Origin of the sequence: Weissella sp. MSCH1 (genome assembly GCF_045799135.1) — a bacterium.
Lineage (GTDB): Bacteria > Bacillota > Bacilli > Lactobacillales > Lactobacillaceae > Weissella.
On sequence record NZ_JBJMBA010000038.1, the window covers coordinates 71,393 to 84,802 of the forward strand.

Below are 13,410 nucleotides of genomic sequence, written 5' to 3' on the forward strand. Positions count from 1 at the left end.
CTTTTGCGGTGACGCTCATTTGCGTTTATGTGTCGTTCTAGCGCACGAGCAACAGGTTCGGCTGACATCCTGCGCCTTTGTTCAAAAACTCGGCAACCGAATTGTGCGGACGCCATTCAGCGGGGTAAGTAATTTCTGCCAATAGCAGATTATAAAGCACAAAAGCACCGCATCACGCGGTGCTTTTGTTGTTAGAACATTAACATGATGGCGCCGGCAATTCCGACGAGCAGACCGTAAACCAGTGCGGGAATAGCGGTTTTACGCAGGATTGCACCTTCTTGACCAGCCAGACCGACCACGGCACTGGCTGCAACGATGTTGTGCACACAAATCATATTACCAGCTGCCGCACCAATGACTTGCAAGGCTAAAATAATCGGCTTTGCGAGATGTGCATTGGCTGCGACGTCAGCTTGAATTGGCGAGAAGGTCAAGGTTGAGACGGTTGCGCTTCCCGTGATGAAAGCACCGAGTTCCCCTAAGAAAGGTGCCACGAATACCCAAACACCGGCCATATGTTGTGACACGGTTTTGGCGATATAGGTTGGCATTGACGGTAAGTCCATGCCGTTGGTGCCGGAATTCGAGAACACTTGCACCATGATCAAGGTCACCATCAACGTCACACCAGTGCCAACCATTGAAGCTAGCACTGACTTGGCCGCTGGCACAAAGGGTTTCAACGTCCGGGCTTGCACCAAGAGGGCGATAGCCGCAGCTAATGTCAAAATGAAGCCAGGCGAATAAAGGACCGGCCAGTCGGAGCTAATCCCTTTAATCCCTAGGATGTTAACCCAGCTAAAATCAATGGCGTTGGTCATGAAATCCTTTAGCCAACCAACGGTACGTGATAGTAAGAGTAGGACAACAACAATCAAGTAAGGCGACCAAGCTGTCAGCAACGACATGTGACTTGAGGCGTGTTGCATCGTTTCTTCATCATTTTGCACACCGTCGCCGGTAAAATTCGCACCCTTCCAAGGATTGGTGAAGACCGTTGTTGGTAACAAGATGCGATACTTAAGTGTTAACACGGCAATGATCAAAACAGTTAATGGCGTGAGAATTGACACAAACTCATAACCGATTGTGTGGGCGTAAAGCCAGGCGAAAACGTTATAAACCACCCCGATCAATAATGCCCAGGGCGTAATTTCTAGCCACGATTTGATCGACTTTTTGCCCCGATTGAAGAACGTGACGAGCAGCATCACCAACATCAAAGGCATGAATGTTCCACCAAACAAATCGATGGTAGTCATCGTACCGGCAATATTGTTCATGAAGTCAGCAACATTTGCTGGGGCGACGTTACTCAACCCGACGGTTAGTGGCGTCCCAACTGCGCCGTATGCAGCTGATGTTGAATCAGCGACTAAGGCCAAGGTTACGCCCGCAATCGGTGTGAACCCTAAAGCGATTAGCAAGGGTGCCGTGACCATTGCAGGCGTTCCAAACCCAGAGACGCCTTCAATTAAACCGCCGAATAAATAGGCAATTAAGACTGCTAAAATACGCATATCAGCGGTTAACGACTCGAACCCAGCGTTAATCCGTGTGATAGCGCCAGTATGGCGTAAAACGTGTAGCATCATCAAGGCCCCAAATAAAATCCAAAGAATTGGAAATGTTTTGTGAATACCTTGTAGGATCGAGGCAAACATCACGTTGTTTGGCATTTGCCAGATGAACCAGCCGGCTAAGGTGACGACTAGCGCACTGATGGCCATCCCTTTTAGTGCCGGCATGTTGAACACAGCCAACAGAATGAGTGGCAGAATAACTGCCAGAAGTGCAATAAATAGCATAGAACCCCCAAAGTTCGCAATTGAAATAGATGTCTCTTGTAGTCTACATGAAGAACTTCACAAATAGAGGGTTTCTATATTTTTTATTTGTTACACGAGTTTTAGATAAGACGTATCGGTTGATTTCGTGATAGTATCTGGGATAAGTGGCAGTATCAGGTGAGATGATGGTGTGAGAGATGAAATGGATGCATGATAAGCAGGATCGGAATAAATTAAAGTTATTTCGATACATGCGAACACGTGGGGAAGCCCCGGTACTCCAGGTAATGGAAGACCTGGATATGTCACGCTATATTGTGTTATCAACAACGCAACAATTAGCGATTGATATTGAGATGATTACAGGTATGACGGACGGCATTTTGATTGAAGGCGGATCAGATGTTCGTTTTAGTGTGCCGGCAACGGTATTAGATTGGGAATCGTTAGGACTACACTATCTTATGACGTCGATTCGCGGGCGAATGGTGCACGAATTATTTCATGAGCAAGTGACCTCATGGGAAGAATTTGCCTTTGACGTCGATGTGTCGGTCCCCAAGATGTACAAGGAACGTGCGCAAGTCGCTGAAGATTTAGCGCGCGAAGGAATCCGGATTTCACGAGATTACAAATTAGTCGGAAATGAAGAACACATTCGGTTATTCAAGTTCGAGATGTTAACTTATTACAATGGTCGGCGCGATTCACCATTTCCGCTCGATGTGCAGGAACAAGCGCGCGAAGTGGTGAATGAAATCATTGTCCCTGAGTGTGGCACGTTGCGTGAAACACAATTGGTGGGACTGCGCCATCTGTATGCAATTTGGTGGTCACGGTTTAGACAGCGCCACTTTGTTTCGACAGGTTTTACGAATCGCTTTTTGAAGCCGACCGCTGAGTTGTCTGATCGTAGTCGACGCCTCATCCATTTACTGATGGAACGGATGAGTGACACACCTGACTTGCCGGTTGAAACGGCCGCAAGTGAGGCACGGTTTATCATTCTAACCATGCATACGTTGGGACTTTTCCCGCCGGAGCAAATGATGACCGACGTGACAGATTCAGTCATCCAGTACTGGCATCATTTTGAACGGGCTTTGAAAGAAAGTTATTACTGTCTCTTCATGCTGCGGGCCGATCAAGTTGATATTCGGTCCGTCACGCGCGTGCTTGAACCTGAAATTTTACGGTTCTTTGTCTTCCCGTATGTGGGAGAAGAAGATTATGAGTACATGACGAATGTTGCTGACATTGCACCGGAATATCCGTTGGCCTATGAGTTCTCTAAGGATGTCATGCGCCACTTTAGTGAATTTACGGGGGTGCCGGCACGTGATTTGGATAACTTTATGTTGCCAGATTTGATTGCGACAGTGATGGGTTATCCTAATTTTTATCGAGCAATTCCAGCAGTTAACATCACGATTGACTTTGGCGGCCATCACGGCATCGAAGAAGTGATGGCAATGTCGCTGAATGGTTTGCCAGGCTATAAAATTCAAATTAACCATGTTCTATCTGAATATACAGATATTTTGGTAACGGACGCTCCTCAGCCTAAGGATGAACCCTATACGGCACTCATTTGGCGGGGGATTGGTACGCCAGGGCAAATGACAGAGCTCTTACAGGAAATTAATCGCGTTAAGATGAAGAAGTTCAATGCTTGGCGAGATAATAATAAACATCAATAATAGTAGCGAAACAACACAACACCGTGTTAGTTTCGCTTTTTATTTGGTCAGAAAAGCTAGTTTTTCGTTTATGGGAAGATGGTGGGTGTACAATTAAAGTACTGAAAATAACGAGGTGAATGAACATGAAGATTGGATTCATCGGTACTGGTGTCATGGGGCGCGGTATCATTAATAACTTATTGCAAGCGAATTATGAAGTGGTTGTTTTCAATCGCACGAAAGCACACGCCCAATCAGTCTTGGATAATGGTGCAACTTGGGCAGACTCACCAAAGGAAATCGCTGAAGCAGCAGACTTGGTGATTACGATGGTTGGTTACCCCAAGGATGTTGAAGAACAATATTATGGTGATAATGGGCTGTTTGCTGGCTCGCACGCCGGTCAAATTTTTGTTGATATGACGACGTCAACGCCAACCTTGGCTGAACAATTGGCCGTTGATGGTGAGAAGTATGATGTTAAGGTACTTGATGCACCAGTTTCTGGTGGTGATGTTGGTGCTAAGAATGGTACGTTGACCATCATGGCTGGTGGTGATGAAGCGGCGTACGACAGTTTGCAACCAATCTTTGATGTGATTTCAAAGGCGGCTAACCGCTTTGGTGTGGCTGGTCGAGGTCAACACACTAAGATGGCCAATCAAATTATGATTGCCGCGACAATGTTGGGCATGTCAGAAATGATGGTTTATGCGAAGGCGGCTGACCTAGATGTGGCTAAGGTAATGGCGACTTTGTCAGCCGGTGGCGCCCAAAACTGGTCATTGGATAACTATGGTCCTCGTGTTTTGGCAGGCGACTTTGAGCCTGGTTTTTATGCGAAGCACTTGTTGAAGGACTTGCGTATCGCGTTGGATGAAGCGGCTAAGATGAATCTATCTTTGCCAGCAACAGATCTAGCGGAAGCCCTTTATACCAAGCTTGCTGAGCAAAAGGGACTAGGAGATGAAGGGACGCAAGCGCTAGTTAAGTTGTGGGCGCAATTTGCGTAATGTCCTAAATTTGAGTGAAATTAGACAGGTTTTGCACTTTTAGTAAGCGTGAAACCTGTTTTTTAATGCCTACGGTTCAATTTAAGGAGATATTCTAAAATCGTCATTTTTTTCGATAAGATAAAAACATCAAGAAATGACATGGAGGCAAACAGGCATGACGATTGGACGCATATATTCAGATTTAAAGGCAATGTTTGAGCTTTTAGCTTGGATTACGTTCATTTTCGTATTGTTTGTTTTGTCTTCACGTTATTTGTATGGCATGGATTACAGCATCTTCTTACCTTTGGTTGTAATGTTGTATGTTGGTGTTTGGGTTGGCTTGTCAGTTGCTTTAGTTTTGACATGGGTCTTCAGCGCTGGAACTGCAAAGCAAGCGACTCAGACGACGAAGTAGTAGTGACGAACTGGCTAGATTTCGATGAAAAATCTGGTCAGTTTTGCTTTGATTTAGAAACTATAGGGCGCATTTCCTTTTCAACACTGCTATAATCACTTGTATAAAGTACGAGAATACGGAGAGTGGAAAGATGATTGGACGGAAGTTGTGGTCAAGTTTGGCCATCGCAACGGCTGCATTGGGGGCGCTTGGCGTGGCAAAGCCAGCGGCGGCGGCAGACTATAGTAATAGCAATCCTGAAATGGGCGTGATGTTATCAAGCATTGAAGATGACACGGATACGAACAATTCAACGTGGGAATTGAATACGAAGCCAGGCAAGGTGTTGCAAGGATCAGTGTCTGTTCAAAACGCTTCAGATGAAGCTGCAAAATTCACGGTCTCGATGGAGCAAGCACGGACAAATGACCAAGTGAATATCATGTACCTATCAGGCGGGACAAATAAGTCGCTTGACCCAAACATGAAGTTTTCTAATCTTGCCAAGGTTGATGGTAAAGACAACACAACGGTCACGGTTCCGGCTAAGACAACGGTGCAAGTGCCGATTACGTTGACAATGCCGGCGAAGGAATTTGATGGTTATGTGTTGGGTGCCGTGGTTGTTAACAAGGAATTGCCAAAGGGTTATAAAGTTGAAGGTGGTGTCACGAACCGTTTCGTTTATGTGAAGACGGTTCAAATCACAGAATCAATTGTCAATCCAACGGCGGTTTTGACAAATGACAAAAAGGGATCGGTTAAAGTTTCTGACGGTCGTCAAATTTTCCAATTGCCAATTCAAAACAATGTGCCAAGTTATATTGGTAACATGAGTTTGAAGGCTAAGGTTACCTACAAGAGTACTGGTGATACAGTTTTGACGGATAGTCAAAAAAATCGCTCAGTCGCACCTAATTCATCATTTACGTATCAGATTCCATCTGAACGGGTGATGAAGGCCGGTAAGTATCACTATGTTGTCACGATGACAAATGATAAGACGAAGAAGAGTTGGACGTTTAGTGATGACTTTACGGTCTCACGAGCATCAGCTACGAGCGTTGGTATCGGTCGATCGATTGCTTTTGTGCCAACTTGGATTTGGCAATTACTAGCTTTGTTCCTTGTCTTAATCGGATTCCTATTCTTCCTTTTGTGGAAGCGTCGCAAGGATGAAGATGACGAAGATGAAGCAAACGCAAAATAATTTCAAAAATTGAAAAAAATATCGGGACGGAATCCTTGCAAAGGGGTTCCGTCTTTGCTTTGAGCTAAAAACGGCCACTTTTGACGTGCTTTTTACTAACTTTTAAAAAATTAGCGAAAACAGGCTCAATTCAAGTACTTTTTGTAAGAGTTGTATAAATCGGAATTATACTAAGTCATGTAATAAAGGAACTACTTAAAAAAGCCTAAGAAGCACAGAGAGGGAAAGAATTATGATGAAGCAATTTTTGATGAGTGTTGCTGTACTGGGAGCCGCAGTTACTCTAGCTGCACCAGCAGTTAACGCTGACGCAACTTTCGCAGGAAAGACTGGAACGACTGATGTAACGTTCCAAGGAGACACAACGACTAAGCCGGGTAAGGATGACAAGGATCCAGATAACGGTGCTACGGTTGGTGGTTTGACTTTGACGGCTGTACCAAGCTTTACGTTTACTGATGCTGGCGCAACGCCTAAGATTACCGAAGCTTCAACGAAGGTGTTGACGGCTAACGGTGTCTCAACTAAGCCATCTGATGACACAACTGGTACAAACAACACGTCATCATCAATCTATGTTCGTGATACACGTGGTTTGACGGCTGATGCAGCTGGTGCTGGTTACAGCATCTACGCCTCAGCTTCACAATTGAAGGCTGGTGATCAAGTCTTGCCAGTTGCCTCATTGAACATGACGGTTGCTGACGGAACTGCTAATTCAAACGGTGGTTTGATTACTGGTAAGAGTGCCGTTTCAGTTTACCAAGCTAACAATTCAGTTTTGAAGGGTGGCACTGCTAAGACAGCTGGTGACGCAACTTTGGGAACGGTTGCCGGATACGGTAACTTGATTGCTAAGGGTGACGGTAAGACTAACGGTGACAACGCAACTGGTGCTGTTTCTGCAGAATTGAACTTGAGCAGCAATGCCGTTCAAGCACAAAAGTACACGGGTACGATGTACTACACGTTGGTTGATTCAGCTACTTCAGCTAACTAATTAACATACGCTAAGTAATTAGACCAATCGTGACAAGTCATGTTTGGTCTTTTATTGGATAAAACACGGTACACTTATTTTTGGTAAGTTATACCGTGATACATATAAGAGAGAATTGAAACTATTTGGGGATAGTGAGAAAGAGAGGCAACATCATGAAGAACACACGACGTTTACAAGCAAAAGTACAACATATGGCGTTGGCTTCAATTATAATTGCAGGGATTGTTGCGCCGGTTACGCAATTAACCCCAGTATTCCCTGGCATGAGTTTGCGAGATGTTAAGGCAGCTAGCAACGCAGCAACAAGTCTTGACACTACGACGGTTACACCGGCGGTTGGTGGTAAGTGGCCAGCACAAACGGGTGTAACCGGGCAAGAAACGTGGTTACCAACGAGTACGACTGAGTCTCAAACGTTAATTCCCGCTACCGATACGACGAACACATATGCGCAGTCTAAGATTGGCGGGACACAAGTTGGTATTCGTTACGCTAATGCGTATGGAGAAACGGCACCATTGTCATCGCAGATGCAATGGTCGGCAAGTAGTAATACTCAAAATTATGCAACTAATACAACGACGGGTCAGCACGTTCAATTGGCGGTTACAACATCATCAATGACTGGCGGTAGCGGATTTGACCTCGAATTGAATATTCCAACGAATTTACAAGTTAAGAATGCAACGGTTAAGATGGCAATGTCTGATGGAACAGTTAAGTCAAAAATTTTAACGTCTTTGTCATCAAAAGGTGGAACAACTGTTGCGTTCCAGTATTTGAAAAATGGTGCTTGGTTAAGTGGAAAGGTTGATTTTAAGACTGGTGATTTGTTAGATAGTACTGGTGCTAAGTTGACTGATTTTACAGGGATCACAACATTAGCGTTGAATGGTATTAATTATTCACAGTTGTATAATGTTGACCCAAGTAATTACTTGGCAACTAATAAGCGCCCTGATGGTACGACTTATACAACATATGCTTGGCTACAATTATATGTCGACGCACAGTTACCTGATGTATCATCTGCACAAACTGTTAAGTTCACCGGAAATGCTCGTGTAGGTATGCGTACTGGTGTTAATCCGGGTCGTGTGGATCAGGATGAATATGATGACAACGCAACGACTAGTCCCTTGACGGGTGCAATGGTGTTTAATGCGCCAGTTGGTGGTACAGAGTCAGGCAAGATTGAAACAACACATACCTTCACTGATCTACAGGGAAATTCGGTTACATCGGGCAGTTACACAGGTGCTGATTTGGTGATGGATCATAAAATTATTGACCATCAGTCAACTGATAGTAAGAATATGACATATACAATTCGTACAGTGCCAGGTGTTACAGGTGCTAAGTTGGCAAAGCCGGTTGAGTTTGTAAATGATCAAGGCCAAGATGTGTCATCGCTTGTAGGTAATCCTTTGGTCACTTATTATGATAATTCAGGTAGTGTTGTGAGTGATTATAAGCAAGCAACAAAAGCTATTGTTAATAACTTAACCGTAGTAGGTGGCAAGAGTTATCATATTAAGGCGACGCTTCATAATGACAACTCAATGATGACAGGTACTAGTGCTAATCTACGTACATCAGGTGCTTTAACAGGTACCGATGTGGCTGGAAACACCCTTGCGACTAGTGATGCGGCTTACTCAACGGGAATGTTTACATGGGTACCATTCGTTGCAATGCCTGATGTATTATCTACGTCAGTTAAGTATGTAACGTCTGATGGTAAGATGGTTGCAGGCGGGGCGCAGGTAACGGGTCAAAAGTTACAGGTAACACCAGGTAGCTATAATGACCAAATTGGTATTTATCAATTGGATACGTCATCGATTCTAAGTGCAATGCCTGCTAGTTATGCAGCTGTTAGTGCGTTGCCAGATAAGGTGTATATGGTTGTGATGCAGGCAGCTTATTCAAATCAGAATATCAATTATGGTGTTATTGCCACTACCGATTCAGGTAAAGGGGTCAAGGCAACACCGCTAATGAATTCAGATGGTGTAACACCGGTAACTATAAATATTGATGGTGTTACGACACCGTTGTATGGTTATGCAGCAACGCCAGCATTGTATCAGTCTGATTATGATGCTGCATATGCGAGTGCTTCAGGTGGTCTAGCAGCATACATGCCTGTGTCTGTGATGGTTAATCAGGGTGTATCTGGAAACATTAACTACGTCTACAATGGTAAGACAGTTTCATCTACGCCATTCACGAATCAAGAAGCTGGCAAGACGATTGCAAACATCGCTGCACCAGCTGGTACGATTGATGGGTTGCGTTACAAGCTTGCTGACGCAACAAAGTCATACGCTTACCCTGATAAGGATGGCGATGTGAACGTCGATTTAGCAGCGATCGTTTCAGGTACAATCGAGTTTGTCGATGCAGATAACAACAATGCGTTGGTTCAGCAACAATCCTTTACCGATCAAACGCCAGGTGCCCAAATCTCACCTTTGACGTTGCCAGATGGTTACGTTTTGGCAGTCGATGCCAACGGTGACGTACAATCAACTTACAACTACCCAACAACTGATGCGCAAGTCGTAACGGTGAAGGTACAAAAGTTGACGAGTGGCAACCGTAATGATGGTATGGAATTGACGGAAGTACCTTCATTCAGCAGCGATAACAACACAATCGGTGCTAGTGACACAACGACATTGACGGCAACAAAGGATGGCGTCTTGTCATACTTGAACTTAAAGGGTCAAAAGGCCGACATTTACATGTCAGCCACAGATTTGAAGTCAAACGGATCAGCTTTGCCAATTAAGACGTTGAAGGCTAACTTGAGCGCCGGTTTGGCTGATGTCTACGCTGCTAACCAAACGGATGGTTACGGTCACATGATTGTTAACGATACGACGAGCAAGAAGGGATCGCTAACGATTCCAGACTTGCAAATGACGTTGTCGAACAATAACTTTGCGGCTGGTACGTACTCAGGTACCATCAACTACACGATGGTTTCAGATGATTTGAACTAACAATAATGTTTTAAAAACGAGGTAACTACGGTTGCCTCGTTTTTTCATACAATAAGCCAAAGCTCACAATACAGTTTGTTTATGATAGTAACTGTTATAATAGTATTTAAAAATAAGTAATTAATATCGCTCAATAAAAGGAGCAATGCCGATGAACTTTTTCGTTAATGCGACGATGCCAAAGCAAAAGTCTGGTATCGAACACGCGCAATTGAAGCGCTTTGAACTATTTAATAATCACCAGGTGGATTCACGAATTGTTTTGCGTGATTGGGATCCAGTTGCGCACGTTAATGCGAACGCAGCTGGCATTCCTGACAGCCAACTGATCAATATGTTTGATTATTTTCAGGAAGCTGTTGCAGTGACGCCGAAAACGTTGCACGCACAAGAGATTGAATTTGGTGTGCCGAATGTACAATTCGCCGATGAACCGGCAAATAATCGTTATTTGGTGACGGCCCAGAACGGCCAATTGGTGGCCTGCGTGAACTATGATGCCACGGCTGATAAGCGGGTAAGGTCAACTGAGTTATTTGATGGTTATAACAATTTATTCCGGGTTGATCACTATGATTCACGTGGGTTTGCGTCATTAATTCAGTGGTATACGACGGATAATCAAATTGGTACGGAAACGTGGGTGACCCCATCAGGCCGGACGGTCATTGAAACCTTTAATAAGAAAACAATGGCCGGTGAGTTCGTTAAATCGGGCTGGCGTTTGATTGAACATGGTGGTCACGTGATGCAATTCGACACGATTGAGGAGCTTACAAAACACTTCTTTGATCGATTGAATGATGATTTCTGGTCAGAAGAGCAACCAAATGTCTTTGTATTAGATCGGTCACACCTAGGTGACTGGGGCCTTTTGCGCTTGCGCAAGCCTGCCTATGTCGTGATGCATCTTCACAATTCACACGCGGGGGATGCCCAGGATCCGATGCATGCCATTTTGAATAATCACTATGAATTTGCTATGAATGCGCTTGATGAATATGATGCAGTTGTCTCAGCGACGCATAAGCAAACGCATGACGTGAATGAGCGCTTCCACCCTAAGACGCGTCTCTTTACGATTCCAGTAGGAGTTGTGCCAGACCGTCTGTTGCAAGCTGAACGGGTACCGGTTGCGCGTCGTGAATTCGGTAAGGTCATCGCGTTTGCCCGAATTGCTTGGGAAAAGCATCTCGATGATTTAGTTCGAGCGGTTGGGATTGTCCACAAGGAATTCCCACAAGTGACGCTTGATTTGTATGGTTATGCCGATCCAGCGGATAATTACAAAGCACGTACTTCGGTTGAAGAAGCAATTCGTGAATACGGGCTTGAAGGCGTTGTGACGATGAAGGGTTACACAACGGAAATCGACGCTGTCGAAAACAATGCGATGATGTATGGGCTAACTTCGCGGATGGAAGGCTTCAACCTAGCGATTATGGAAGCAATTTCACACGGGTTGATTGCCTTTTCATATGATGTTAATTATGGGCCAAATGAAATCGTTGAAGATGACGTCAACGGTAATGTGGTGCCATACGAAGACTATGAGGCGATGGCCCAAGCGATGTTGAAGGTCCTACGCGACCCAGACTTAGCCCAACGTTATTCAACGGGAGCGTATGAGTCATCAGAACGTTATTCAGAAGAAAATGTGTGGCACGCTTGGCGTGAATTGTTGGATGATGCGGCTGCAGTGTGGCCTGCCAAGCTTGCGGCGATGCCGGCCCATGCCCATGATTCAAACAAGGAGGCTGAATGATGAATTATTTTGTTAGTGAAAATGTCTTTACGTTCAACTCCGGCACCGAGCATGCCCAAGCCAAGCGGGTACAACTGTTTACTGAGCAAGGACAATCAGCGCAATATGTCACGCGCAATTATAATCGTTTCTTGGCTCGTGATGCGGAAGCAATCGGTTTGCACGCTGAACAAGTATTGAATATGTATGATTTCTTCCAAGGCGTCACCGATGTGCCGCGTGAGGAAGTTTCGCTGCGCTTGTTGCCCCAGATTCCATTGGATGAATACCATATTGAAGGTCACGGCCCAAACTATTCAACGATTAATCATGCCGGTCGCGAGTTAGCACGCATTAACGTTATGCCGGCCACGGTCGGATTAGTTAATGATATCGTCTACTATGACCGTTATGGCAATACCACGGCTCGTGAGAATTTTGATTGGCGTGGCTTTAAGTCGTCGGTAGATTATTTCCATCCAGATGGTAATTTAGCGGTGCAAAAGATGTTGAACTTAGCTGGTGAGACGGTTATTGAAATCAGTCACATGAAGGTTAATGGCACGTTATACCCAACCATGTGGAAATTGCTGAATTACAAGGGCCACGATTGGCGTTTTAATACGGAAGACCAACTATTTCTTTTCTTCTTGAACGAAATTACGGCTGAGCATCCAGGTTCGATTCTGGTATCTGATCGCCGAAGTTTGGATCACGTGGTTGCGGATGTGCAATTTGCAGCGAAGAAGTTTGCGGTTTTGCATGATATCCATACACCTGATATCAAAAATCCAATTCGCGGTAAATTGTATGACGCTTATCTGAATGTCCTTGAACGTCGCGTGCGAGACTTCGATGCGATTTTGGTACCAACGCCTGAACAACAATCTGATTTGCAAAAGCGGTATCCGGGTGTCGATTTCCGGGTGGTGCCGGATACGTTTGTGCCACAAGCACAATTGGCCGCACCACGCCTACGCTTGCCAGATCGCCAAGCAGGCAACATTTTGTTTATGGGTCGTTTGTCGCCCGAAACGCGACCAGATCAAGCAATTCGTGCATTGGCCCGGGTTGTTAAGTCAGTGCCGTCAGCGACGTTGACGTTCCACGGCTATCCAGCAAACGCAGAAATTTTGAATGAATTGAAGGCACTGGCTAATCAGCTAGGGGTTACCAACAGTGTTATATTTGGTGATTACATCACCGGTGACGCTTTGGCCGCGGCCTATCAACGGGCGCAAGTGATTGTGCAAACGTCAGTCGCAGAAGGGTTCGGTATGAACTTAGTTGAAGCGATGAGCTACGGTGTCCCAGTCGTGTCGTATGATATTACGTATGGGACGCAGGAATTGATTCATGATGGTGTGAATGGTTATGTCGTTGCAAATGGCGCGCACGGTGAAATGGCCGATCGCATTGTGTCAATTCTGTCAGATGATGGTGTCTGGGCTGATTTATCAGCCGCAGCTTATGATAAAGCGGTGACGTTTAACGGTCAGGCCATGATGGCAGCTTGGCAACAAGCCTTACAATAGTAAAAAATAGAACCCTCGCTAGGCAATTAGCGAGGGT

9 protein-coding genes are annotated in these 13,410 nt (G+C 45.1%); 8 read left to right on the plus strand and 1 reads right to left on the minus strand.

Features of this window, described 5'->3' with window-relative positions:
* Window positions 1–191 precede the first annotated feature (191 nt).
* On the minus strand, window positions 192–1,811 hold the full coding sequence (locus ACJ28U_RS05365) for an L-lactate permease (protein WP_407618631.1): 1,620 nt from the start codon (window positions 1,809–1,811) through the stop codon (window positions 192–194).
* A gap of 188 nt (window positions 1,812–1,999) precedes the next feature.
* Here ACJ28U_RS05365 and ACJ28U_RS05370 point away from each other — a divergent pair, with 188 nt between their 5' ends.
* The 8 genes from ACJ28U_RS05370 to ACJ28U_RS05405 all read left to right on the plus strand — a co-directional run bounded on the left by ACJ28U_RS05370 (window position 2,000) and on the right by ACJ28U_RS05405 (window position 13,373).
* Window positions 2,000–3,493 (plus strand): helix-turn-helix domain-containing protein, encoded by a 1,494-nt coding sequence (locus ACJ28U_RS05370; protein WP_407618632.1) that lies wholly within the window; start codon window positions 2,000–2,002, stop codon window positions 3,491–3,493.
* Between the two features lie 125 nt (window positions 3,494–3,618).
* Window positions 3,619–4,488 (plus strand): NAD(P)-dependent oxidoreductase, encoded by an 870-nt coding sequence (locus ACJ28U_RS05375; protein WP_407618633.1) that lies wholly within the window; start codon window positions 3,619–3,621, stop codon window positions 4,486–4,488.
* A 157-nt stretch (window positions 4,489–4,645) separates the two neighbouring features.
* Window positions 4,646–4,888 (plus strand): hypothetical protein, encoded by a 243-nt coding sequence (locus ACJ28U_RS05380; RefSeq protein ID WP_099088627.1) that lies wholly within the window; start codon window positions 4,646–4,648, stop codon window positions 4,886–4,888.
* 133 nt (window positions 4,889–5,021) lie between these two features.
* The gene (locus tag ACJ28U_RS05385) at window positions 5,022–6,080 is read left to right on the plus strand and encodes a WxL protein host-binding domain-containing protein (RefSeq protein WP_407618634.1); all 1,059 of its coding nucleotides are present in this window, start codon (window positions 5,022–5,024) and stop codon (window positions 6,078–6,080) included.
* Window positions 6,081–6,312: 232 nt separating this feature from the next.
* Entirely contained in the window at window positions 6,313–7,080 is a 768-nt protein-coding gene (locus ACJ28U_RS05390; RefSeq protein WP_407618635.1) for a WxL domain-containing protein, read from the plus strand.
* A 155-nt stretch (window positions 7,081–7,235) separates the two neighbouring features.
* The gene (locus ACJ28U_RS05395; protein WP_407618636.1) at window positions 7,236–10,094 is read left to right on the plus strand and encodes a hypothetical protein; all 2,859 of its coding nucleotides are present in this window, start codon (window positions 7,236–7,238) and stop codon (window positions 10,092–10,094) included.
* Between the two features lie 151 nt (window positions 10,095–10,245).
* Window positions 10,246–11,859 (plus strand): glycosyltransferase family 4 protein, encoded by a 1,614-nt coding sequence (locus ACJ28U_RS05400; RefSeq protein ID WP_407618637.1) that lies wholly within the window; start codon window positions 10,246–10,248, stop codon window positions 11,857–11,859.
* The gene (locus ACJ28U_RS05405; RefSeq protein ID WP_407618638.1) at window positions 11,856–13,373 is read left to right on the plus strand and encodes a glycosyltransferase; all 1,518 of its coding nucleotides are present in this window, start codon (window positions 11,856–11,858) and stop codon (window positions 13,371–13,373) included. Before ACJ28U_RS05400 ends, ACJ28U_RS05405 begins: the two co-directional genes overlap by 4 nt.
* Window positions 13,374–13,410: the final 37 nt, after the last annotated feature.

Excerpts from the sequence above, each read along its gene's own strand:
- ACJ28U_RS05365 (WP_407618631.1), bottom strand. The coding sequence starts at position 1,811 with ATGCTATTTATTGCACTTCTGGCAGTTATTCTGCCACTCATTCTGTTG.
- ACJ28U_RS05370 (WP_407618632.1), top strand. The coding sequence starts at position 2,000 with ATGCATGATAAGCAGGATCGGAATAAATTAAAGTTATTTCGATACATG.
- ACJ28U_RS05375 (WP_407618633.1), top strand. The coding sequence starts at position 3,619 with ATGAAGATTGGATTCATCGGTACTGGTGTCATGGGGCGCGGTATCATT.
- ACJ28U_RS05380 (WP_099088627.1), top strand. The coding sequence starts at position 4,646 with ATGACGATTGGACGCATATATTCAGATTTAAAGGCAATGTTTGAGCTT.
- ACJ28U_RS05385 (WP_407618634.1), top strand. The coding sequence starts at position 5,022 with ATGATTGGACGGAAGTTGTGGTCAAGTTTGGCCATCGCAACGGCTGCA.
- ACJ28U_RS05390 (WP_407618635.1), top strand. The coding sequence starts at position 6,313 with ATGATGAAGCAATTTTTGATGAGTGTTGCTGTACTGGGAGCCGCAGTT.
- ACJ28U_RS05395 (WP_407618636.1), top strand. The coding sequence starts at position 7,236 with ATGAAGAACACACGACGTTTACAAGCAAAAGTACAACATATGGCGTTG.
- ACJ28U_RS05400 (WP_407618637.1), top strand. The coding sequence starts at position 10,246 with ATGAACTTTTTCGTTAATGCGACGATGCCAAAGCAAAAGTCTGGTATC.
- ACJ28U_RS05405 (WP_407618638.1), top strand. The coding sequence starts at position 11,856 with ATGATGAATTATTTTGTTAGTGAAAATGTCTTTACGTTCAACTCCGGC.